Raw genomic sequence first — 23,941 nt, 5'->3', positions numbered from 1 at the left:
GTCGAAATCAGAATTCCCGATTCAATTTGGCGTCATCAAGCGCGGCGCGAACTCTTTGTGCAAGAAGGCGTTTCTCGATGGGTTTGTAGAGAAACGCGGATATTCCCAGTTGGCGCGCCATTTCAGGGGTCAGCGCCTCGCTGTATCCAGTCATGATAATCACCGGAAGATCGGGGCGTAACAAGTGCAATTGCCGGTACACTTCTTTACCTGTCATGCCCGGCATCTGCTGGTCCGTGATCACGAGATCGTAGAAACGAGGATACTTCGTAAGATGGCGGATGGTCTCTTGGCTGTTCGTCATTTCAACAATGTCATATCCAAGCCTGCGCAGCATGTCTCCGCAGACGCGTGCCACTTGTGGTTCGTCGTCTAGGATCAGGACTCGTTCAGTGCCCCCCGGGATGGGTGACGTATCGATTGCCTCGTTGGACGTAGTCTCTGCAACGCACGGCAAGAAGACTGTGAACTCACTGCCGCGCCCCGGCTCGCTCTTGACCTGAATGAAACCGCCGTGCGACTTCACGATCCCGTGAACCGTTGCGAGACCCAGGCCGGTTCCTTCGCCTTGCTTCTTCGTTGTGAAGAACGGATCGAAAATTCGATCGGCGATTTCGGGGGCGATGCCGCAACCCGTATCGGACACGACTACCTTGAGATAGTGTCCGTCCGTCGAAGTATAGTCAGACGCAACTTGGATATCCTGAGCCGAGCATTCCGCTAGCTGGATCTTGAGCACCCCAGGCCGTTCGCCAATAGCTTGATAAGCATTGGTGCAGAGGTTCATGAGGACCTGGTGAAGTTCCGTCGGATCACCAAGTACGCATCGATTGGTCTTGCAGATAGAGGTGTTTATTTCGACGCTCGTGCTCACGGTAGAGCGCAGCAGTTTTGAAGTTTCGCGCACCAGCAAGTCCACGCGTACCGGCTTGCGTTCCTGTTCTCGTTTTCGACTAAACGTCAAAATCTGCTGCACGAGGTCGCGCGCGCGAATGACGGCCTGACGAACTTGAGCAAGGTCCTGCAAAACTCGCCTGCGATCGTCCAGGCTGTCTTCTATCAGCTCTGTATAGCCCAGGATGGCGGCAAGGATGTTGTTGAAATCGTGGGCGATCCCGCCCGCGAGTGTGCCGATTGCCTCCATCTTCTGAGCCTGCCGAAGGCTTTGCTCGAGACGCAACTGCTTGGTGACGTCGCGTTGCACGGCTACGAAATTCCGTATCTGTCCGCCAGCGTCATTGACGGGTGCGATTGTAAGTTCTTCTTCGAAAAGCACACCGTCTTTCCGCTTGTTGGTAATTAGACCGGACCAGACTTTGCCTTCAAGGATGGTGTTCCAAAGGTCTTGGTAGAATTCGGCATCATGCCGTCCACTCTTGAGTATGCGCGGATTCTGACCAATGGCTTCATCAAATGAGTATCCGGTGACCCGGGTAAACGCGGGGTTCACGTACTCAATGGCGCCGCACTTGTCCGTTATGACAATGACTTCCGGCGCTGCCTTTATTGCTGCGTCGAGCCTGGCTCTGTCTGCCTCCGCCTGTATCCTCTGGGTGATATCGAGCACCACACCTTGAATGACGGAAGGTCTTTTGTTGTCGTCGTAAAAGCACTTGGCAACGCACTTGACCCAGCGGATCTCGCGATCCTTCCGGCAAATGCGGAGCTCAAGCGAGGATGCAGAGATACGTCCTCTCTTGAGTGCGATGAGTTCTCTCAAGAAGGCCTTCTTGTCGTCGGGATGGACGACGTTCTCCAAGCGTACTCTGCCGGTAAGAAAGTCTTCGTCGGAATAGCCGGTCATTTCACTGACCAGCCCGTCGAAAAGCGTCGGCTTGAAACCATCCCACATCACGCTGAACGCAATACCTTGGAAGTTCTCTAGAAACGAACGGTATTTCTGCTCGCTCTTTCGCAGAGCTTCCTCCGCGCTTTTTCGCTCCGAGATGTCCAAAATCAGCGCGACTACGACCGAACTGTGAGTAGCCTCATCCCGCAGTGCAAAGAGCGTCACGTCGCACCAGCACAAGTCGCCGTTCTTTCGGAGATAGCGTTTCTCCGTACGATACCGATCGCACCCCCCCTCTTTGAGAAGGGACATATACTTGTCTGTTTCTGCCCGATCTTCCGGATGCGTAACGGAGTGGTTGGACAGCTCCCTGAGCTCTTCTAGGGTGTATCCGAGAATGTCTTCATAGGCTTTATTGCATTCCAGAAAACGGCCATCAAGGTCGACAACCGCCCATGCCACGATGCCGCTGGTCATAAAGACGCGACTGCTAAAATCGTGCAAGCGCCGATCTCCGGGATCCTGGCCGACAGGAAGGGAGTGATTTGATTCCAGGGAAGGACTCCGGTGTGCAGTCGGACTGGCGTCCTGTGATTGGTGGGTATTGGCGGCGGAATTTTCGGGTTTGCGCGAGTAATCGCGTTTGGCAGTCATGGAAAAGCCTCACAGAAACTTGGCTGTTTAAATATTCCCAACTATGCCGTTTAGGGCATAGATCTGTCAAGAAATGGTGTCCGAGACGAGGAGATGACTCATCCGGCGTGCACGAGAGAGGAGCCGCTGAACGGACGCAGCAGCCGGTGCTGTGTCTATCCCCACAGTAGTGGAATCTGGCCGCAGGAACCGGTGAATTTCTCCTTCCGGAACGGTTGATACCTGTGTTGCCAGGGGATAGTATGATTGATAGAACCGGCCAATTGGCTCTGTCTGGGGGGTACCCCAATCCATGGAGGAGCACGTCGTGGAATCAAAGCCGTTTTCGACCAACAGTCAACCTACCCGCCGTCAGTTTCTAAAGACAACAGGGGCCGTCGCTGCGGGCCTAACGCTGGCGCAGTCTGCGGTGAGTCAGGCGCCCGTTGAGAAGCTCGCACTCAACGGCGGCCCGAAGGCCGTCACCAACCCAAACCCGGAGGCATCTCACTGGCCGCGCTATGGCGAAAAGGAAGAGCAGGCAGTGCTTGAGTTGGTGCGCAGTCCCGGGTACTCCCCTTTGGACGAGCTTGAGAAAGACTGGTGCAGTCATTTCGGGTATCCATTCTGCAAGGCGCACTGCAACGGTACGAGCGCGCTGGCATCGATGTTCTTCGCCCTGAACCTGCCTCCCGGCAGCGAGATTATGGTGCCGAGCTATACGTTCTTCGCGACCATTCTTCCGATGCGATTGTTTGGATACGTACCGGTGTTTGTGGACATCAATCCTCGCACACTGAATCTCGATTTGGAGGATGCGAAGAAACGCCTCACGCCGAACACGAAAGCCATCCTGCCCGTACACTGGATCGGGTTGCCCGCGGACATGGACCTCATCTGTGATTGGGCAAAGGAGAAGGGACTCATCGTCCTTGAAGACAGCGCGCACGCGCACGGCGCCAAGCTGAAGGACAAGTACACGGGATCCTGGGGCAAGATGGCCATTTTCAGCTTCCAGACATCGAAGCCACTACCAGCTATTGAAGGTGGTATGGGCGTGTATCAGGATGCGGAAGACCATGCGCGCGCGACCGCGTTCATGGACTATCAAATCGGAGGCGTCGCCAAGGAGAATCCGTACTTCAAGTACAAGGGTTCCGGTTTGGGACTGAAATTCAGGATGCACCCGATGGCCGCGGCGCTGGCGCGCTGCCAGCTTGTCGATCTTGAAGCACGTAACGCAGCGGGCGCCAAGCAGGTTCGCGCGTTGAACGATGCGCTGATTCAACTGCCAGGTCTGTATGAGCAGTCGAGCGGACGCAAAGACATGCAGCGTCTTCATTACTCGTGGAACATGCTGTTCATCGATGAGAAGGAAGCGGGCATGACTCGCGAGGCCGCCGTGAAGGCATTAAAGGCGGAGGGCGTGAATGCCGACGCCTTGCACTATTTGCCGCAACATACGTGCGCGGTATACCAGGAAGACGAGTGGTGGCATCACAAACCGGTTATTCCCGAATTGCCGGGAACCGACCAGGCGAACAATACGTGTATTGCGCTCCCGTATTGGACCATGGACGTGCCCGAGATGGTCGAGCAGTATACGAAAGCGTTTCAGAAAGTGTGGGCGCACCGCAAGGAACTTGCGTAGTGTGCCTGCTTTTTGGTGTTTGAGGGGAACTGAGCGGCGCCGGGCGCGTGAGGCACTCGGCGCCTTCATGTAACAGGAGTAGTGGAACGATGAATAGAGCGGCTTTGCGTTTTTCCGGTGTGGCGGCGCTTGTCGCGCTTGCGTTGCTTTCGTGTGCGGGTTTGCCTGTGCAGGCAGATGACGCGGGGAATCCCCTCGCGGTGCGTTTGGCGAGCTACGGCAAATTTCAAGATACAGCGTGGGAACATCTGCCAACACTGGGTATTCACTACATCTTCTTGAATGTGCCCAAACCGGACCAGATCGACGAAATCACGAAGAAACTCGCGGATCACAAGCTCACAGCGCTCGTGATGCGCGGTGAAACCGATCTTTCGAAGGAAACGTGTGTAGATGAACTCGGTGTGCAGTTGGCGACGTGCGCGAAGATGGACGTGAAGTACATGTTCATCTCCGCGAAACGTAATGATGCGCCAAAGGAAGTGGTCATAGAGCGGCTTCGCAAAGCGGGCGATATCGCCAAGAATTACGGCGTGACCATTACGCTCGAAACGCACCCGGATTTGGGAACGAACGGCGACGTGCAGGTTGAGACCATGAAAGCGATCAACCATCCCAACGTCCGCGTGAACTTCGACACGGGAAACATCACCTACTACAACAAGGGTGCGGATGCCGTGGCAGAGCTGAAGAAGAGTATCGACTACGTCGGAACGGTCGAGTTCAAAGATCACGACGGCGGGTTGGAATCGTGGGTGTTCCCCGTGCTTGGCCAAGGGATTGTGAAGTTTCCGGATGTGTGGAAGGTCCTGCAAACGAAGGGTTACAAGGGGCCGATCACAATCGAGTTCGAAGGCACGAAGGGCGTCGAGTTGACCGAAGAACAGACGAAAGAAGCAATTGCGGGGTGCGTCAAGTACGCGCGTTCGCTTGGCGCGACTAAATGAGTTCCTTTGGCACAGGCACGAAGCCGGCAATTGCTCGCGAGGGGGAGTGAGTACCATGGAGAATTCCGTTTACCGAACGCTTGAGTTTCCCGACTACGCCATGTTGGTCGGTTATTTTGTGCTGATGCTGCTGATCGGGGTCTACTTTTATCGCCACATGCGGGAGATGAAAGACTACTTCTGCGGGGGTAATGCAATTCCCTGGTGGTTGAGCGGCGTCTCCTTCTATATGACCAGCTTCAGCGTTGCCGCGTTCGTCTTCTACCCGTCTGTCTGTTACCGGCATGGTTGGGTTGGGGTGACCTTGCTTTGGGTCGCAGTGCCAGCAGCGTTGTTCAGTGCATTGGTGTTTTCCAAGTCGTGGCGGCGCGCGCGTATTCACAGCCCTGTCGAGTATCTGGAGACGCGCTATGGGGCGGCGTTGCGGCAGGTATTTGCGTGGCAGGGCGTGCCGGTGAAGATTATCGACGACGCCATCAAACTGTTTGCAACTGGGAAGTTCATCTCCATTTGTGTGGGAATGGATATCAAATGGTCGATTCTCGGTGCTGGCGGCATCATGTTGATCTATACGTTCATGGGGGGGCTTTGGGCCGTTGCCGTGACCGACTTTATTCAGTTTGTCGTGCTGTCCGTGGGCATCCTGGTCGTATTGCCGCTGTCCATTAACAAGGCAGGTGGACTGACGGCCATTTTCGAGAACTCTCCCAAAGGATTCTTCGATCTGACGGGAGGCGATTTTGGATGGTCGTACGTGCTGCCGCTGGTCATCTTGTACAGCCTGGCGTGGAGCAGCATCAACTGGTCCCTTATTCAGAAATACTATTGTGTGCCGAAAGAGAGAGATGCGCGTAAGGTCGGCCTATTGGTTGTCGCACTATACGTAATAGGGCCTCCGCTGATGTTCTTTCCGGCAATTGCAGCGCATGGCTTCATCCCGGACCTTAAGGATGCCGGCGACGTTTACCCGGCCGTCTGCTCGATGCTCTTGCCCGCGGGAATGCTGGGATTGGCAATCGCCGCGATGTTTGCCGCTACGATGTCGACACTCAGCGGCGACTACAACGTGTGCGCCAGTGTGTTGACAAACGACGTATACAAGCGTCTGTTCCGTCCAAAAGCATCCGAGTGGGAATTGGTGCAGGTAGGCCGTTTGATGACACTGCTCGTGGGAGTGATTGCCTTGGGCGCGGCCTTCCTCATGTCGCGCGGCAAGGCCGAAGACCTCTTCCGCATCATGGTCACCTTGTTTGGGGTGGCAACGGCTCCCGTTGCGGTCCCGATGTTGCTCGGACTGGTATCACGTCGAGTGACCAGCTTGAGCGCCATGGTCGGGTTCATCGCTGGGCTTTCGCTAGGTTTGGGCTTGTTCTTTCTCTCACGACATAAGGCCGATGTGGCGCTACTCGGGTTCCTGCAGTGGAAGCCTGCTACCGAAGATGTCATTTTCTTTGGCACCACGTGGAAGATGGAGATCTTCATGTTCATCAGCACCACCATTGTGACGTACTTGACCATGATCGTGGTGAGTCTTGCCAAGCCGATGACCGCTGATGAGCAAAGCCGCTGCGACGAATTCCAGAAGCGTTTGTCCACTCCGATAGGCGAACTTCCGGGCGATACCGTTCAGAGCGGGACTATGATGTCGCCGTTTCGAATTGTGGGAATTTGTACGATCTTGATTGGAGTGATGATGCTGGCCTTGATTCCGTGGCTTTGGGGGTCACCGGCAATCAAGTGGAATATCGGCCTGGGGGCCGCGCTCATAGCCATCGGAGTTGGGGCGATGTTCTTGCCGCAAGCTGATAAGACAGCAGCCTGACCGCATTGGATGTGTGTGTTGCTGCGTCCCTGTATCTTCAAGGTGCAGGGACGCGTTCTTGTTTAACCGAGCCCGTGCTCGCGCAATTTGGCGACGCGTTCCCCGCTCTTTGCATTCTCAAGGGCCGCTGCAAAATGAGTGTCAAAAGGAACGAGCAATTCACGCAATCGGTCGGCCCTTGCTCCCTTGATAATAGGCGCGCCACATAGTTGATCTATCATTCCGCGGAATTCCGCGTAGTCCTGATCGATGCCTTCCACGCGATAGTGAACTGGACGTGACGCGTCCGTTAAGCCTTTCGCGAGTTCCTCGACAGCAGGCAGCAGGCGTCCCTTCTGTGCCGGCACAACCGTCTCCAGCAATGCGAGGAAGAGAATCCGAAAGAGCATGTCCGCGACGCACTTGCCTGTCCTGCGGCGAAACTCGCGATACGTGATGATGGTCGCACTGAAGTGGACGATGCGGTTGGCCCCTTCCGCGACACGTATCTTCCCCGACTTGAAATCGAGATACTGCGCGTAGAGTAGCGTGTCGAACATGATTGGGCCGTGAGGCGTTTGGTGGAGCATAGCTTTCGCGTTGCCGGGAAGACGCGACCGGATCCACCGGTTTGAGAACATCAACTCCCACGTGCCCGGCAAGCTGTAGCCAATCTCGGTGAAGGACGGGTCCCATCGAGATTCCACGCCCAACGTATATAGTCCGCCTTCAACACATTGCCTATACTGTTGCTCAAGGAACTCCGCGTCGAGGAAGAAGCTGTCGGAGTCGTGCAGGAATATGTACTGGGCCGTCGCGCAGGATGCACCTTTCACGATGGTCATCCAATGCGAGCCGCTGACACCCAACTTGCGGCTAACCAGGCGATCCTTGGGGCCAATCTCGACGAACTGAATGCGCGGGTCTGTGAACTCCGATACGACGTCGCGTAATGCAGCACCTCCATCTTCGCCGTTGCCGTCGGGAATGACCAGGATTTGACGGCAATGGGCAGTGTCCATGGATGCCAAACCCTCGAGAGCAAAGCGCAAGAGGAACGGCATGTCCATCGGCATGGGCAATAGCACGGAATACCCTTCTTCTTCCCTGGGGAGGTGTCGCCAATGCGGGTAGAGAGAGTAGAGCACTGCCCTTCGCAAGGGTCGTAACAAGGATTTGAGCACGATACTCACGAGGTCCTTTGTTGTGTGTAGAAACCCAGATGCATTATGCAGCAGCCGGGTCACGCGTTCCATTTTCCCAGGAAGTCCGTTCGTAAATGACTTAAACTCACTAAATCCGGTGGGTTACATGTGTTGAGACTCAATAGGTTGTGTGAAAAGTAGGTTTTTAGACTTGACCAACAGACTTCGATTCGCTAGTTTAGAGACAGATAAACGATGTTATTCGGCATATGTGCTGCAACTGCTTCGTCATATGCTTGGGCATAATTCTATGTGCCGGACCTACCGGCAGATGTTGGAAAAGGAATCCATCGAATCCTCATGCGGGCCGCACAATATAGAAGGCTAGAGTTCGAAGGCGAGGCGTTAGACCAGATTTCGGGGTCTAACCGATTTCGGGTTGCCCCGCGGGCAAGAACCACGCACTCGAATTCGAGCTTCTTGGCTGTGATCGTTGTTACCGTATTTGCCGCCTCGCTTCTGGCGGGCGCCTACACGTTCCGTTCCTCCATTTTTGGCGTGGAAGACAGGGCGATAACGGCATTCTCCATGACGCTTCTCAAGAGTCTCTCCGAGAACCGTCTTGAAGATGCCCTGGCCGTGTGCCCGGAGGGTAGTAGCGCGGGCCAACTGCTGTATGAAGAGGAACGGCGTGTGTTCAAGCCGGGAGAGCAGGTAGAGACAGCCGCGACGCCCGAAGCGGCCCAAAAGCGCATCGACGGGCTTGCCCTCCTGCGTAAGGAACTTGAGTCCCAGGGTGTGTCGTGGTCGGACGTTCGTCCTGTGGCGTTTGGCGGTGTGCGCGCGCGCGTGTTAGATCCGCAACGGATGCGCGCAGCGGCCACCGCGCTAACCGGAAACATCTTCTTCTCGAGCGGGGGCCGTGTTTTTGCCGTTGAAGTGTCGGCATGGCGTTGCGATGGGCAGTATGTGTTGCTCGATGTGTGGCAAGGCGCTGCGTTGCCCACGGACGCCAGTGATGTCGGCGCCTATTCGAAAGAGCAATACCGGGAGTTTCAGAAAGAATCCGGTGCGGACGGCGAAGGCGCCGAAATCGAGAGAGCCAAGCACATTTACGTGCGCATGCCATCGTGATTGCTGGGGCGATACGGTAGTCTCTTTCTACGCTCTCTCAGACTCAGGGTCCCAATTCGGAAGCCGCTTCTGATTAAACGCCGCAATTCCCTCTACAGCCTCTTGCGAAGCGCGCGCCAGCTTGTGATGTTCGAGCGCGTAAGCGAGGTCGGCATCCACGGGTCGGGGCCACATTTCGCGGAGCATGGCCTTCGAATGCGCAATAGCTCCGGGCGCACCTTTCAGCACGGCCTTTGCCAAAATAGAAGCTTGTTCGACATGCGTTCCGGCAGGAACTACCCGGTTAACCAGGCCCATTTCAAGAGCGCGATGTGCGGTAACCAGTTCGCCAAGCACGAGTAGTTCCCTGGCGTCACGCTCCCGCATCTGCCTCCGCATAAACGTCATGACGAGTCCCGCAACGAGACCTCGCCTGACCTCGGGGTAGCCGATCTTGGTGTCTTCCGATGCGATCACGAGATCGCACGCGGACATAATCCCCGCACCCCCGGCGATAGCCGCGCCATGCACGGCAGCGATGGTAACCGCGCGCGATTCGGAGATGGTCTTAAGCGTACGCGCTACGAGTTCTGCCGACGTATGCGCCAAGTCGCGTTGCTGCGATTCCTTTAGATCAAGCCCTGCGCAAAAGACAGGACCCGCGCCCGTTATGATAATGATTCGTTGCGACTCGTCCGCATTGGCCGTATCCAGCGCGTCGCAAAACGCTTCCATCACCGGGATGCTGAGCGCATTTCGGCGCTCGGGACGATTCAGCGTCAACACCACAATCCCGGTTTTCGGATGTTCGGTAAGAACCGGCGAGTTACTCATGTTTACCGTGAGCCTCGGGCGCCTGCCGGCGCCTTAAGACACGCTTCATGCATTCCTTCTTCAATCTCAATCGGCATTTCTAACGCCACCTGACCCACGGCTTTGCCCTGCGCGTCTACCCGCAGCGAACGGCTGCCCCCTCCCGCCAGAACTTCTGGCAAGACGAAGTTCAACGTGTTCAGGTTGGGGACCTCGTACCGTTTCACTTTCTCGCAACCCATGGGTTTGAAGAAGGCCTCGACGCGATCCGCCGTCAGGTAACTGCGCAGAAAATCGTAGCCGTCTTGCGTGTAGGCGAAGATACCCAGGGTGGCCGCCGCGCCCTTATCGCCGGAGCGCGCGTGTGCAATTTCGCCAAGGCGGATGGTGATACTGGGCATCGCGGGTTCCTCTCCAATTCGCAAGATTTGTTTGCTGAATCCCCATACAGGGAGCAACACCCTGGTCTGCTTTGAACCAGAGCCCCAGGAAACGAAAGAACCGATCGGAAGCCAACACTACAGCCACTTGATTGTATCGCATCGCGTCGGCCGAGGAAACTTGGACTCTTGGGAGTGGCGGGGACGAAGCGGTTGTGCGTGTAGGGGCGTACATTTGAGGATGAAGTCATGAAGCACCACACATTAGGGGAAGTAGGGTTCACAACCGATTGAAGTTGAACGAGCATTCGTCTCTTGGGGGACCGCCATGGACGCATATCTTTTCCAAGACCATCGTTTCGCGGATGAGCCGCCCCGCCTGCACGCTAACCAGTACACGCGGCGCGCGCACACTTGCTTGCTCACTGGATGGGGGATAGAATTCAGCTTTCCTGCGTGCGGGGCTTGTGAGTTTGCCTGGGATTGTGTAAGGCATTGGTTATCGAAAGGGTTTGCGTCATGGCGGAGAAGTTTCGAGCGGCGGTGATTGGTTGCGGGGCGATTTCCGAGCGATTGCATGTGCCGGATTATGCGGTGTGTCCGGAAGCGGAGATTATCGCGTTTTGCGATCCACTGGTATCGAAAGCGCGGGAATTGGCGCAGCAGTTCGCGCCCCATGCGCGCGTCTATTCGAATTACAGGGAGATGCTGAAGAAGGAGAAGCCAGATGGCGTGACTGTTGCGCTTCCGAATTACCTGCACGCTTCCGTGACCATCGATGCATTAAAGGCCGGTTGCCATGTGCTGGTGGAGAAGCCCATGGCATGTAACTCCGCCGAAGCGAAGGCGATGGTAGAGACCGCCAAGAAAATGAAGAAGCTGCTGATGGTGAACCAGAGCCAACGGAGGTTTCCGGTCCATCGAAAGGCAAAGGAAGTGCTCGATAGCGGAATCCTCGGGAAGATTCTCCACGTTACGGGGCAGTTCGGTCATGAAGGACCCGAGAACTGGAGCCCGACGGGCAAGTGGTTCTTCCGCAAGAAGGAAGCGCGATTCGGCGCAATGGCCGATCTCGGAGTCCATAAGGCGGACCTCATCCGCTTCCTGACCGGCAAAGAGATTTCGAAGGTATCGGCGTACATGGCGAACATTGAGAAGAAAAACTCGACTGTCGATGACAACTTGGTGTCGTGCTTCACGTTTGAGGACGGAACGGTGGGCACGTTGTGTGCTTCGTGGACGGTAAAGGGAATGGACGCGTCATACACCATATTCCATTGCGCCAACGGGACGCTCCAGGTCGCGTTGCAGGAAGAAAAGCCGCTTGTGGCTCGTCTTGTGAACCCTGCGTGCGAAATCGTGTTTGAGATACCGGCTCCGCTGAACCACTATCCGGGTTCGTGGGGCGTTGACGTGAGCGGCGGGTTCGTGCGCGCGGCGCTGGGACTCGAGAAACCGTATTGTTCGGGCGAAGAGGGGCGCAAATCGTTGGAAGTCATTCTGGCGGCAGAGAAGTCCGCGCTTACGGGCCGATCCGTTGCAGTGAAGCCCTGAAAGGGACAGTGCGCATGAAGCAAATGACAGTTGCGCTGGGCAAGCGCGCCTATCCGATCACGATTGGCGAAGGCGCGATTGAATGTCTGGCGGAGACACTTACCTCACTGGGCGCAAAGGGGACGGTGGCCGTTGTTACGGACACGAACGTGGCGCCGCTGTATGCCGATTTGGTGGCGGACGCAGCAGACCGCGCGGGTGTGCACGTGCGCGTGTGCGCGATGGCCGCCGGTGAAGAGCATAAGCGGCTTTCCCAGATAGAATTCCTGTGCGGTGAGTTTCTGCACGGCGGGCTGGACCGATCCAGCGTGGTGGTTGCCTTGGGCGGCGGCGTGGTGGGAGACGTCGCAGGCTATGCGGCGGCATCGTTCATGCGCGGCGTTCGTTTCGTGCAGATCCCGACCACGGTCGTGGCGCAGGTCGATTCCAGCGTCGGCGGCAAAACGGGAGTGAATCACCCCCTGGCAAAGAACATCATCGGCGCGTTTCACCAGCCTTCCGCGGTGATCGTCGATTTGAACTTTCTGCGTTCGCTTCCGGATCGCGAGTTGCGCGCGGGCCTTGCTGAAGTGATTAAGCACGGTATGATTGCCGATGCGAACTTGTTCGAGTACATGGAGAACAATGCGAAGGCGTTGCTTCAGAAGGACCTCGCAGCACTCGAGTATCCGATTGTGCGTTCGTGCGAGATTAAGTCGGAAATTGTCGTTGCGGACGAGCGCGAGCACGGTGTGCGAGCGAACCTGAACTACGGCCACACATTCGGGCACGGAATTGAGGCCTCGTCGGGGTATTCGACGTTTCTGCATGGCGAAGCGGTTGCGCTCGGCATGCACGCGGCAGGCATGCTGTCGCGTGAACTCGGACTGGTTGATGCGGGGTTCGTGGAGCGGCAGCGCGCATGCATCGCATCGTACGGGCTCCCGGTAGTCTGGTCCGAAATACCGATTGAGCAGACCTTGGAAGCGATGAAACACGATAAGAAGGCACGCTCCGGCACGCTGAAGTTTGTGGTTGCGGACTCGGTCGGGCATGTCGTGCATCGCACGGACATCACGCCGGACCAAGCGCGGCGTGCGCTTGAAGCGTTGCGTGGGTAGCTAGATAACCTGAGGACGACGTATGCCGTTCGGTGGCGAGAATGCGGAGAGTTATTACGACGAAGGCTTGACGGCGGGCATGAAGGGGGAGTTGGGCCGGGCGGCGAAGTGCTTCGAGAAGGCAATTCGCCTGGACAACTCGTACGCGGCGGCTTATCACCAACTGGGAAAGGTCTGCCTGAGGATGGGAGACCCGCAGCGAGCGATCGACCTCATTGCTCAGGTAGTCAAGAAGAAGCCTGCGCAAGCGGCGCCTCGCCTGGATCTGGGATATGCGTTTCTGGCAGCGGGGCAGCCGCAGGAGGCCCGCAAAGAATTTGAGCAGTTGTTGGGCATGGACCCGTCGAACGTGCGCGCAACAATGGGTCTGGCGCAAACATATTTCGCTGACTGCAACTGGGATATGGCGGTGCGCGAGGCACAAGCCGCGGTTGCCAGCGGAGGCTCCAATTTCGCCGCTCTGTTTCTATTGGGACGCGCGGCGAAATTCGCGGGCAATCTCCTGTTGTCGAACTCGTCGTTGGAATCGGCGGACAAGTTGCTGCAAAAATCCGTTGAATTGAACCCCGACCAGCCGGAGGGGCACTATCTTCGCGGTGAGGTGTATTTTGCGCGGGACGACTTTCCGAAAGCACTGGAGCACTATCGGGCTGCCGACGATCGTATTGGCGAGACTGAGTCGGACCGGTACTTTACGGCCTTCGGGGAGAGTTTCACGCAGTTGGATGTCCTTGCCAAGCAGGGCATGTGTTACGAGCGATTGGGCAGGGCGGACCGCGCGAGAGAGATTGGCGAACGCATTGTGGCGCGCAATCCGGACCATAGGCTTGGCCAGTCGTTGCGGAACAGCCAATAGAAGGGTAGCCGCGCTTAGAGTGATGACGAGGGCCGGCGATAACGAGAAGGACGCGGGTCTGCTATGGGCGACGTAAACGTCCAATTGGTGCGCGAATTCTTCGAGCTCAATCTGTTTCAGGTCATGACGAATTGGCAGCAGACCTCGCGGCGCTTGCGTCCGGGAGAGAATGCCGGCCAGCTCTTTGTTCAAAACACCAATCCCGGTCATCCGCGTGAATTGCCATTCTTGCTGCATCCCGCAGACCTGCCACCAATTGAGCGGGCGGTGGTCGAAGTGCGCGCATGGCATGGAGACCGGTTCTATCCGTCGGTAATCGAAGCCAATCCGGTGCTTTCGAGCTTCGTTTCGGATGAATCGCTGGCTCTGGCGCGAGACCTTTTCGGCGGGCAGCCGTTTCGCACCATTCTGGTTCTTTCCGAATTGCCCGCTTCCTCGGAATTGCGCGCGCGGTCGCTTCACTTATTGCAGCAGACCGGCGTGGGCCATGTCTTCGAATTCCCGCTGGTCCTTCGCGACCTCATAGACAAAGTGGACGAAAGCGGCAATTACGGTGCGTCGGCAACGCTGCAGACGTTGCGCTTGCTGAAGCGATACAAGCTCGTCCGGCACCAGCAGATGGAATTCGCATTTCCGCTGGGGTCGCAGAGTGTGGATGTCTCTGTTCGAATGGACGCCGCGATTGAAGAGGAGGATGACCAGCAGGAGTAGCCCGCAATTTGCACCGGCGCGATTGAGCGCCGACGCAAATTGCTCACGTGCAAAACGTTGAGGTTATGCCATGAGGATTTCTCGCGAACACACTCTGTTTTCGGAGAACCGCTTTGTTTTTCGCCGCAAGTCTCGTAAACACAATGCTTACGAGAGAGGTTCAAGTGTGTTCGTGAGAAATCCGGGGTAGGCTGTCCGAAATTCGTTTATGCAGAATGCACTGACGTTGCCGTTGCGGTCCCATGAATGACGTGACCGGAGTGGCGCGGTTTATTGGTCGGGGATTCACAATTTAGGAGAGGGATTACAATGGCTGCTGCAGGAACTACTGAGGCGCCTGCGCCGGGGCGCAAGCTGGCTGTAGACGTGTTGCGTGGGTTTGTCATGTTCTGGATTATTGGAAACGACTCTTACAGCGAAGCGTTCAAGGCGATCAGTCCCACGGGAATCGCGGGCTTCTTGTCACGGCAATTGACCCATCCCAAATGGGAAGGATTTGTCTTTTACGATGTGATCTTTCCTACGTTCTTATTCGTTATTGGTATCTCGATTACCTTGTCCCTGGACAAGATTATCGCCAATGAGGGACTAACAGGCGCCTATAAGCGCATCTTCCGGCGTTTCCTGCTAATGTTCTTTCTGGCCTTCATTTACGACGAGGGGTTCGCGAAGATTCACGAAGAGGATGTCTTGTGCGGCGTGATGCAGCGCCTCGCTTTGTGTTACCTGTTTGGAAGCCTTATCTACTGCCACGTGAAGAGTCCACGCGGGCTCTTGATTACCTTTGTAATTCTAGTTGGCTCGTATTGGGCGTTGATGTCGTTTGTGCCGATTCCTGGCCGCGATACGGTATCGTTCCTGCGCAGGGAGAATTGGAATGACTACATCAACATGACCTTCAATCCGTACCACGATTCCGATCCGGAAGGTTTCCTGAGCACGATTCCCGCAGTTGGCTCGTGCATTATTGGCCTGCTCGTTGGACTGTTCCTGAAGAACAAGACGGTTCCGGAACAGAAGAAGGTCTGGTATCTCTTAGGCGCCGGCGTGGTGATGATTGTGCTGGGTTATTTGTGGTCCTTTCAGTTCCCCATCATCAAGCGAGTGTGGTCGCCTTCCTATGTGTTTGTCGCGGGAGGGTGCAGCCTGCTCTTGCTTGCGTTCTTTCAGCAGCTACTGGATATCTGGAAGGTGCGGACGACGCTCTTTACGCCGTTTCTGTGGCTTGGAAGCAACGCCTTGGCCGTCTACATGGCCGTGAACCTGGTTTCATTCGAGAGCATCGCGGAACGATTGGTGGGCGGCCCCATTGCCGATGCGGCCGGACGCTTCGGGCCGATGTTGATTACGGTTGTGTCGGTGGCGCTGAGCCTTTGGCTGACGAAGTTCCTCTATGATAGGAAGATCTTTATTCGCGTATAAGTGCTGGCGTCTACTTTGAAGACGTTGCCAGGAACTTCTGCAGATCTTCGAGGGTCGGGTCCAGTATGTCCGTCTGAGCGAGGGACGCGCCGTCGCGAATGACATAGAAGCGCGGCGGTTCCGTGCCGATGAGACTCATGAATTGAAGGGCCTCAATGGCCTTCAACGGGAAATGGGGATCTGTCAGTGTGCGAAACTCTTCCATTTCTTCTTCCGTTCCGAGCATCAAAGACACGATTGGCAGAGCATCCGGCTGTTCCGCAAGCTCATTCAGCACGGCAACTGCAGCTTGGCAGTGTTCGCAGGTAGCGCTCAGCATCGCAACCAGGTATTCGTCTTTGCCGAGGTCGTAGGTCATTCCCTCGTCTTCGATTACGTATGCAGCAAAGGGTTTGTCCGCGGAGGTGGGCTTGGTGGGAGGCGACTCCGGGGCGGGCTTGCCGAATGCGGCAGACACGGCGACGACAACGACACCAAGAACCCCCAAGGCATAGCCGACGCGCGTAGGTCCGAGGCGTGTCGGGCCTTCGGAGGTTTCGCGTTTCTTAAGCAACGGAATTAGGCCTGCGACAACCATAGCCAACAGGACGACGTTCTTTCCGATCGAGACTCCGGGTCCCATTTTTATGTAAGCGCCAAAGCAACCGCAATCCTTGAGACCTTTGAAGGCCCACGCGTAGGCGATGAGTGCGGTAAAGCCAACTAGGAGGCCGCCGGTCGCCAGTAGGACTAAGCCACGTAATCGCAGGCCCATGAGCAGCGCGGTGCCGAACGCCATTTCGACGCACACCATCGTGTTTGCCACGAGGGGAACCAGAGTGGGTTCGCGCACGACCCCGTAATAACTGACTTGAACGGCAAAGGCGTGCAGGTCGAGGGCTTTGGTGACAGCGCTGAAAATGAACACCGCGCCGAGGAGTATTTCGATTGCTCGTAAGTATTTCATGGCCGTATTGTGGCAGAGAGACACGGTGGGGCTCAATTCTCGGACGGGACGAGCCAGTGTAGTGAATCGCAACTAAGGCAACATATTGGTCGACCTAAGGAAAGAGTCAATAGCGGCGGAAAACAGGGACTGACACAAGCGCAGCGAAGCGGAGACGTGTCTGTCCCAGTTTTCCGCCCCCAAAAACAAGATGCTATCGATATGAGTCGCTCCACTGGAGATATTGAACCTTGACAGGCAGTTGCGCGTCTCTACGGCGAAAGGCAGAAGAATCGACGTGCGAACGAAGCTGGAAATAGAGAGCGAACTTTGCCTCTTGCGCTGGCGGCAGGGGGAGGGGCATGCGTTCGAGAGGCTGGTCCGCCTGTGGGAACGGCGTTTGTTTTACTACATCCGGCGCATCGTCGTTGCCGAGGAGGATGCGTGGGATGTGCTTCAGGAGGTTTGGACCGCAGTGTGGCGGCAGGGGGCCGGGTTACGCGACGTAACGGCATTTCGCAGTTGGGTTTATCGGATTGCGCACAACTGCTCGGTGAGCCATCTGCGGCGGACCTCCCGTTGCGAGGCGCTTGAGGGAGTGCTGGACGAGCCGCTTTCGGGCGAGGATGTGACTTTTGATAGGGACGAGGCGGCACGGATTCATGCGGGGCTCGAGCAACTTCCATCGGGTCATCGCGAGATACTCACGCTGTTCTTTCTGGAAGAGTTTTCTCATGCCGAGGTTGCGGAGATCCTAAATATCCCCGTTGGCACGGTGAAATCCCGGCTGTACTACGCAAAGCGCGCGTTGCGGGAGCGGCTGGATTCGGAGACGACGTCATGAACAGACAATCGTTCGCGGAGCAATTGCTGGCGCAGGAAACAACGTCGTCAGAGTGGGAACTCCGCTACAGAAAGGAGTTGGAAACCATGACGGAACGAAGCCTCAAACCATTGGAAAAGGTGCTTTACGGATTCGCCACGGGCATGTGCATTTGCTTCTTTGTGGGTTTTGCCGTTGCTGCTGTCTTGTCGTGGGGCCGCCTGCCCCACTTGAGTACACTTGGATTTGCCCTTGGCTCAGTCTTCGGACTTGCATTTGCGGTGGTAACGACTCAGGTACTCAGGCGGGGCCGCTTCAATATGAAGAAAGACACCGGCAAGATCACGGGTATCGTGTGGATGTTTCTCATTGCGATGATGACGATCTTCCTCGTGCAGGGTCAGCAGATGCCGGATACCGCCAAGGGCACGCAGATGATCCTGGTGGGGCTTGTGTTCTTCGTGACATTCGGCGTCGTGGGCATGCTCCAATACAATATCCAGCAAGCGGAACTGCGTCTGCGTGAGTCCCTGCTCAAAGTGGAGATGCAGATTGCGGAGTTGTCGGAACGCTTGTTGCCGAAGGGGTCGAAGATCCCGGAGAATTGACTGTGTGACTTCAACGCACAGAAAGAGGGGGACGGGATGCTTCGAACGGCGATTGTGGCGGTAATAGCGTTTGGCGGATTCGCGGCGATTGCGCAACAGCCCGCAAAACCATTGGCCTTGCCGACGAAAGAACAGGCGGCGTGGCAGGATTATGAGTTGGGGATGTTCATTCACTTCGCGCCAAATACGTGGCAGGACGAAGAGTATGACAAGCGGACAACGCCGCTCAGCGAGATCAATCCGGCGCAATTGAACACGGACGAGTGGGTAGCCGCGGCGGAGTCGTTCGGGGCGAAGTACATCGTGTTTGTTGCGAAACACGTCGGCGGGTTCTGCATGTGGCAGACCGACACCACTTCGTATGGGATCAAGAACACGCCTTGGCGAGATGGCAAGGGCGACGTGCTGAAAGACCTCTCGGAATCGTGCGCGAAACGCGGCATGAAACTGGGCGTGTATCTGAGTCCGCGCGACGATACTCTTGGCGCAGACACCGGCGGCGTGTGCAAGACGCCCGAAGAACAGAAAAAGTACGACGCGATTTACCGTCAGCAGCTTACCGAAATCATGACGAAGTACGGCGAGTTGGCAGAGATTTGGTTTGACGGAAGTACGGGCATCGAGGTGGGCGATCTTCTCAAGCAGTACGCGCCGAAGGCGATGTACTTTCAGAGCAAATACGCGACCATCCGCTGGGTCGGTAACGAAGATGGGTTTGCGCCGTATCCCGCGTGGAACGCGGTGAGCGAGGCGGCGCGCGCGCGGGGCGCGACGGCCAAAGACGGCGACCCCAACGGGAATGCGTGGCTGCCGAATGAGTGCGATGCGCGTATCCGCAGGGACTGGTTCTACAGCTCGAAAAATGGGGACACGCTGAAGAGCGTCGACGATCTGCTGGAAATGTATTACCTGTCGGTGGGGCACGGCGCGGTATTGCTGCTGAACATGACGCCCGATACGACGGGGCGTTTCCCGGAAGCGGATGTGAAGCGGCTGGCCGAGTTTGGGGCAGAGATCAATCGCCGGTTCGGGAAGAGCCTCGCGGAGACGGGCGGCCAAGGGAGCGTCGTGGAATTGGCGCTGGACAAGCCCACGAAGATAGACCATATCATCACGATGGAAGACATTACGCAGGGCGAGCGCGTGCGCGAATACGTGATCGAAGGTTTCATTGATGGCGCGTGGAAAGAACTGTGCAATGGCACGGCGATTGGGCACAAGAAGATTGACCGCATCGAAAGCAGCACGGTGACGAAGGTAAGGCTGCGCGTGACCAACGCCGCGGCTGAACCGCAGATACGGAAGCTGGCGGTGTACAAGACAGAGCAGTAGCGTGAGTAGGTGGGTGGTGAGAGGGACATGGGACATGGGACATAGGACCTATGGGTCCCATGGGTCCCATGAGGCCTGTTGAGCCAGCACGGATAGGGGGACACGCGACTCTAATCACGTGGCCGAGGACGCTCGATTACTCGATGTCTTGAGTAGGCCGAGCTAAGTCATCTTCAAGGATTTGGCATTGCGCCACTTGGCCGATGTCGGTTCCAGTGACTTGCCAGACAAGGTGTTTATCTTCGGTGACTTCGAAGAGGTGCGCGCCCGAACGATTTTCCGTGTCTTTCGTGTTCCAGTTGCAGACGAGCGTGTGGCCGTTCTTCAAGCGGTGAATGCCTGCGAACACGCCGATTTCCACGTCCGGGATATCCTTCTGCGTCAGCGACCAAACGATGTTGTCGTTGCGATCGTATTCGGTGACGGCCCCGTCGGCGCTGATGAGGGTGTTGCCGTTTTCGAGGCGGAGCGCGCACACCGGCGTGGGGCGGCGCGGGAACTCGCGGATGACATTTCCTGCGGCGTCGTATTCGCGCACTGCGCCTTCGGCGGTGAAGGGTACGAGATAGGTGCCTTCGGGCGTCTTACGGCACATGCGGAATTGGGCGTGCGGCGTCTTCTCGGTCGTAGACAGTTTCACCTCACGGACGATTTCACCCGCACGGTTAACTTCGATGAGTCTGCATTCGCCAACGATGCCGATCATGACGTTGCCGTCGGGCAGGGGTTGGCAGTTGGGTATCTCATTGGGCTTCTCGGTTGTGTACTCCCAGACGATTTGTTTGTCGCGCGTGATTTCGCGCACACCCTGGTAGTAGGTAGTGAGGATATTGCCATTCGGGAGCATCCACACGTCTTGCGGATGCGGCAGGCCGTACTCCCAGACGATCTTGCCGGACTTGTCTCTGATCGCGATCCGGTCGTGAACGTGTTCGGAGAAAAGGATGGGGAAGGGGCCTGTCAGGTTGTCGTGCCAGAAGTTGCCGCGCATGGCGGGCTCGGAACCGTCGATCCCCGTGGGATTAGCGGGATCGACATCGAGCGTCGGCCACACGAGTTCGCCGTTGAGTTGCGCCGATTCGCGAATGTAGGAGCCGAGGCGCAGCGAATTGCAGTCGAGCCATTGAATGATTTGATGACGCTCTTCGGGAGAGACGGCATCGCGATGCGCATCGGACAACAACGCTTGCCCGATCTTCGAGGCGCGCGCGCCGAAGCGTCCGGGAATGGTGCGCGAACCTCCGTGAACGCCGCTGTATGCGGTAGTCATGTCCGTGAACATCGCGCCGGAAAACCAGAACGTATAGTCCTCTTTCAGAGCCTCATAGCTCATGTCTTGGGGACCCTTGGCTTTCTCCTTGTGACACGGCAGGCACTTTTGCTCGAAGATGGGCTTGATCTGCCGGTAGTAGCTGACGGGTTCGACGGGGCCGCACTCCGGCTCCAGTTTCGAAGGTGCGCGGCGCATGGCGAGTGGCTGCGTGTCGCGGCGAGCGGCCTGCTGCGTGTTCTCGTGGCATCCCAGGCAGGAAAGCTGCTCGCCGGGATGGACGAATGCCGACGACCGCATAGACTGTACGGCCATAAAGTTCTCGTCGAGTATTTGAAAGATGAGCTGCTTGGCGACGGGCGCTTCGAAGTAGGCACTGCCGTCGTCTTCCACCGGGACGATGCCCAAGGGGATGCGCGGCGTGTTTTCGCGCTCATATCCGATCATGGGCTCGCCAATATTCGAATTGGATTTTGGGATGTTCTGCACGATGCGAAGCCACTTTATTTTGGCGCCTTCGGGAAGTGGTAGATCGGAGTCGTACACATTCATGACAGCGACGGTGGCGTTGGGCGCGGCGTCGCCGGGCTGTTGCCGCACCTTGGACGGGATGACTGCGGGGACGGGGCGCGGTCGAACAGGAATCGGTTCGCAGAGGCGGAGGCGCTCGTCTTGCGCGCAAGGCATGGAACGCAAATCGCAAAGCACTTCTTTGTTGCCGTAGCGGTCGACGAGCGCAAGATTCTCCCATACGTTGCAGAGGAAAAAGTCTTCGCTCAATGGCCACGGCGTGCCGTATTTATAGTGGCGGCGGTTGGGCATCTCGGTTTCGGGGAAAGGCTCGTCGGGAGTGACGCGCCTGACCTGGCTCATGTGGTGGTCGTCTTCGTGGCGCAGATCGAGGATGCACAACGACCCGTACACCTCGCCGTGATGCGGCGCGGCAGTGAAGACATAAAGCGGCGAATTGGGTATTGAGCGAATCCCCATTTCGACGAGCGGCGCGCCAAAGCGGCTGTCCCATTCGCGTCCGTTTTCGACACGATACGGTTCGTGGTCCGGGAACGTGTGGTAGGGCAAGGGGTAGTTGCCGTGGGGAGCGCGTGGATTTGTGCCATCGGGATTGCTGATCCAGAAACGCGTTCCGAGGCAGTTCTCGCGGTCCACATAGTCCCAGCGCGTGAAGACCAACTGTCCGGAGTTGTTGACGGAAGGATTCCACTCGCTGGTCTCGAAGTAGCTCAGCGGGCGGATGTCGCTGCCGTCGTCGCGCATGGAGAAGAGCGTGTAACTGCGTACGTTGAGCGGATCCGCAAAGCAACGGATAAATCCACCGCGACGTTCGGAGACAAACGCAATGCGCCCATCGGGCAGCCAGCACGCGTCGAAGTCGTTCACGTCGCCGTCGGTGAGTTGCACGAGGTTGGAACCGTCGATATTGACCTTGAAGAGATGGAAGCAAGTCTTCTTCGAGTAGATCCACTTGTGCTCGCTGTTCTCGGTCCACGCGAACACGACGGTCTTGCCGTCGTACGAGAGATCGGGCGTGGCAAACGCGCCGTAATCGAGTTTGCGGCCCGCGAGACGGCCGTTCTGCACGACGGAGTCCGCGAGTATGTTGACGATTTCGGGTTTGGCTTTGAAGTTGCGGACCATGTAGAGGCCGCCGCCGGGCAGCGCATTGAACCCAAAATACTGCGTGACGAAATGGCCGCCCTGTACGTCGGCTGTGGATGGGTTGGAGCGCACCGATCCTTCGAATGTGCCGCGCGCGACGAAGAGGATGGAGTCGAAATCCAGAAGCGAGTTGCCCAGCACGAGTTGCCGGCGAATGGCGCATACGGCGAAGTAGAGGGCTTTGTAGTCATCCGAATCACGCGTCGCCCCGGAGGCCTGCTGCTTTAGAACATTCAGATCGGCGAGTAGCGCTTCAACAGCTTCCGATTTGCCGTCGCGAATCAATGCCGCAGCGAGAGTCTCCGTGCGGCGCAGCACGGTTCCGAGGGGGCCGCCGTCGGAATCCAACGTGAGTGCGGACTCGTCGTAGACTTCGCGTTTCAACTTTTCGGGGTCGGGGCCGCCAGGACGGCTCTCCGGGTATTCCTTCTGACCGTTCCACTGGTAATCCCAACTCCATTCGCGGAGCGCGGCGTCGGAGACTTGGTCGGCGGCGATGGATTTTAGATTCAAGCGTTTCACGACGCCGTCCAACGCGGCACGCACTGGAGCCGTGTCTTCGGCCGGTGGCAAGGCTTGGAAGGCCGTGGACATGCCGCCGGGGACTTCCAGTCCCTTCTTGTATGCGGCCTGCGTTGGCTTCAGTTTCCCGTCATGCGCACCCTGTGAGGAGTCCTTTGTGACAGCGTCGGCGGCGAAATGCCAAAGTCCGATCGTGGAATCGTCGGTTGCCAGCTCAGTGGAGGGCAAGCCCGCAATGTCACGAGACACGTTAGAGATTCGGATGTCATCAATAAGTCCTGCGCACGACATACCGCCTTCGGCCAGTCCGCCGAAGACCAGCGGCCCTGGAACACCCGGCTGGGCCGGGGCAGCAGCGTCGAGACGGCCAACTTCGGTTCCATCCACGTACAAGCGGGCTTGGGTTTCCTCAAGCACAAGACCAACACTGTGCCAGTTCCCGTCTGCGACGCGCGCAGTTGTGTGCACGTGATCAGGGGAACGGCCCGGCAGGTAGGCGTGCAAGATGCCATCTCCGGGCGTCGTGAAGATTTCCCAATGCGTGGCCGATGCCTTCGTTTCGTTGGCGACGAGGATATTGTATTGATCGCTGGCCAGCAGCTTCACGCGGCATTCTATAGTTAGGGGGAGACGAGAGAACGCGGGGTCTGCGGCTATCTCAATGGCGCCGTCTCGTATGTCTAGCGCATGCCCCCACGCGCCTTCCTGTGGCCCAGCTGCGGCAAATACACATGCGAAGGGGACCAATAAGACGAGAACGAAACGCACAAGAAAGGTACGACGGGTCATGGTGCTCTTTCTCCCCCGGAAGATTCTGAGAAGTAGTCTACCAGAGCGAAAGGGTAATAGTTGAATTCAAGGTCGGACAC

The 23,941-nt window shown here is 57.1% G+C and carries 18 protein-coding genes; 12 read left to right on the top strand and 6 right to left on the bottom strand.

Going from position 1 to position 23,941, the window contains the following annotated elements; translation table 11 throughout:
* Nucleotides 1–7: 7 nt before the first annotated feature.
* Complete coding sequence (locus tag K1Y02_00405) at nucleotides 8–2,293, bottom strand: PAS domain S-box protein (GenBank protein ID MBX7254788.1); 2,286 nt, start codon at nucleotides 2,291–2,293, stop codon at nucleotides 8–10.
* 442 nt (nucleotides 2,294–2,735) lie between these two features.
* On the opposite strand from K1Y02_00405, the gene K1Y02_00400 reads away from it, so the two are divergent.
* The 3 genes from K1Y02_00400 to K1Y02_00390 all read left to right on the top strand — a co-directional run bounded on the left by K1Y02_00400 (nucleotide 2,736) and on the right by K1Y02_00390 (nucleotide 6,842).
* Complete coding sequence (locus K1Y02_00400) at nucleotides 2,736–4,073, top strand: aminotransferase class I/II-fold pyridoxal phosphate-dependent enzyme (GenBank protein MBX7254787.1); 1,338 nt, start codon at nucleotides 2,736–2,738, stop codon at nucleotides 4,071–4,073.
* Nucleotides 4,074–4,162: 89 nt separating this feature from the next.
* Nucleotides 4,163–5,020, top strand: a complete 858-nt coding sequence (locus tag K1Y02_00395) for a sugar phosphate isomerase/epimerase (protein MBX7254786.1) — start codon at nucleotides 4,163–4,165, stop codon at nucleotides 5,018–5,020.
* A 55-nt stretch (nucleotides 5,021–5,075) separates the two neighbouring features.
* Nucleotides 5,076–6,842 carry a hypothetical protein gene (locus K1Y02_00390; GenBank protein MBX7254785.1) on the top strand — a complete coding sequence of 589 codons (1,767 nt, stop codon included), beginning with the start codon at nucleotides 5,076–5,078 and terminating at the stop codon, nucleotides 6,840–6,842.
* A 62-nt stretch (nucleotides 6,843–6,904) separates the two neighbouring features.
* Here the strand turns inward: K1Y02_00390 and K1Y02_00385 are convergent, their stop codons facing one another.
* The gene (locus K1Y02_00385) at nucleotides 6,905–7,909 is read right to left on the bottom strand and encodes a hypothetical protein (protein ID MBX7254784.1); all 1,005 of its coding nucleotides are present in this window, start codon (nucleotides 7,907–7,909) and stop codon (nucleotides 6,905–6,907) included.
* Nucleotides 7,910–8,446: 537 nt separating this feature from the next.
* On the opposite strand from K1Y02_00385, the gene K1Y02_00380 reads away from it, so the two are divergent.
* Entirely contained in the window at nucleotides 8,447–9,100 is a 654-nt protein-coding gene (locus K1Y02_00380; GenBank protein MBX7254783.1) for a hypothetical protein, read from the top strand.
* Between the two features lie 27 nt (nucleotides 9,101–9,127).
* On the opposite strand, the gene K1Y02_00375 is transcribed toward K1Y02_00380, so the two are convergent.
* Nucleotides 9,128–9,913, bottom strand: coding sequence for an enoyl-CoA hydratase/isomerase family protein (locus K1Y02_00375; GenBank protein ID MBX7254782.1), 786 nt, complete (start codon nucleotides 9,911–9,913; stop codon nucleotides 9,128–9,130).
* Between the two features lie 2 nt (nucleotides 9,914–9,915).
* Nucleotides 9,916–10,293: a hypothetical protein gene (locus K1Y02_00370; protein MBX7254781.1), complete on the bottom strand. Its 378-nt coding sequence runs from the start codon at nucleotides 10,291–10,293 to the stop codon at nucleotides 9,916–9,918.
* Nucleotides 10,294–10,791: 498 nt separating this feature from the next.
* Between K1Y02_00370 and K1Y02_00365 the strand changes: the two genes are divergently transcribed.
* The 5 genes from K1Y02_00365 (at nucleotide 10,792) to K1Y02_00345 (ending at nucleotide 15,915) form a co-directional block, all read left to right on the top strand.
* On the top strand, nucleotides 10,792–11,826 hold the full coding sequence (locus K1Y02_00365; protein ID MBX7254780.1) for a Gfo/Idh/MocA family oxidoreductase: 1,035 nt from the start codon (nucleotides 10,792–10,794) through the stop codon (nucleotides 11,824–11,826).
* A 14-nt stretch (nucleotides 11,827–11,840) separates the two neighbouring features.
* Complete coding sequence (gene aroB, locus K1Y02_00360) at nucleotides 11,841–12,926, top strand: 3-dehydroquinate synthase (protein ID MBX7254779.1); 1,086 nt, start codon at nucleotides 11,841–11,843, stop codon at nucleotides 12,924–12,926.
* 22 nt (nucleotides 12,927–12,948) lie between these two features.
* On the top strand, nucleotides 12,949–13,782 hold the full coding sequence (locus K1Y02_00355; protein ID MBX7254778.1) for a tetratricopeptide repeat protein: 834 nt from the start codon (nucleotides 12,949–12,951) through the stop codon (nucleotides 13,780–13,782).
* A gap of 63 nt (nucleotides 13,783–13,845) precedes the next feature.
* Entirely contained in the window at nucleotides 13,846–14,493 is a 648-nt protein-coding gene (locus K1Y02_00350) for a hypothetical protein (protein MBX7254777.1), read from the top strand.
* Nucleotides 14,494–14,802: 309 nt separating this feature from the next.
* Nucleotides 14,803–15,915, top strand: a complete 1,113-nt coding sequence (locus K1Y02_00345) for a hypothetical protein (protein MBX7254776.1) — start codon at nucleotides 14,803–14,805, stop codon at nucleotides 15,913–15,915.
* Between the two features lie 10 nt (nucleotides 15,916–15,925).
* Here K1Y02_00345 and K1Y02_00340 read toward each other — a convergent pair whose 3' ends face one another.
* Nucleotides 15,926–16,861 carry a hypothetical protein gene (locus tag K1Y02_00340; GenBank protein MBX7254775.1) on the bottom strand — a complete coding sequence of 312 codons (936 nt, stop codon included), beginning with the start codon at nucleotides 16,859–16,861 and terminating at the stop codon, nucleotides 15,926–15,928.
* Between the two features lie 277 nt (nucleotides 16,862–17,138).
* Between K1Y02_00340 and K1Y02_00335 the strand changes: the two genes are divergently transcribed.
* From K1Y02_00335 to K1Y02_00325, 3 genes are read left to right on the top strand one after another with little or no spacing between them, the layout of a single operon-like run.
* On the top strand, nucleotides 17,139–17,684 hold the full coding sequence (locus K1Y02_00335; protein MBX7254774.1) for a sigma-70 family RNA polymerase sigma factor: 546 nt from the start codon (nucleotides 17,139–17,141) through the stop codon (nucleotides 17,682–17,684).
* Nucleotides 17,681–18,271: a hypothetical protein gene (locus tag K1Y02_00330; GenBank protein ID MBX7254773.1), complete on the top strand. Its 591-nt coding sequence runs from the start codon at nucleotides 17,681–17,683 to the stop codon at nucleotides 18,269–18,271. The genes K1Y02_00335 and K1Y02_00330 overlap by 4 nt, the downstream gene beginning before the upstream one ends.
* Nucleotides 18,272–18,307: 36 nt before the next feature.
* Nucleotides 18,308–19,603 (top strand): alpha-L-fucosidase, encoded by a 1,296-nt coding sequence (locus K1Y02_00325; protein MBX7254772.1) that lies wholly within the window; start codon nucleotides 18,308–18,310, stop codon nucleotides 19,601–19,603.
* Between the two features lie 136 nt (nucleotides 19,604–19,739).
* Here the strand turns inward: K1Y02_00325 and K1Y02_00320 are convergent, their stop codons facing one another.
* Nucleotides 19,740–23,861: a hypothetical protein gene (locus K1Y02_00320; GenBank protein MBX7254771.1), complete on the bottom strand. Its 4,122-nt coding sequence runs from the start codon at nucleotides 23,859–23,861 to the stop codon at nucleotides 19,740–19,742.
* Nucleotides 23,862–23,941 lie beyond the last annotated feature (80 nt).

Source organism: Candidatus Hydrogenedentota bacterium, assembly GCA_019695095.1.
GTDB lineage: Bacteria > Hydrogenedentota > Hydrogenedentia > Hydrogenedentales > SLHB01 > JAIBAQ01.
The sequence above is the reverse complement of the archived record's forward strand: the minus strand, read 5'-3'. Positions and strand labels throughout refer to the sequence as shown.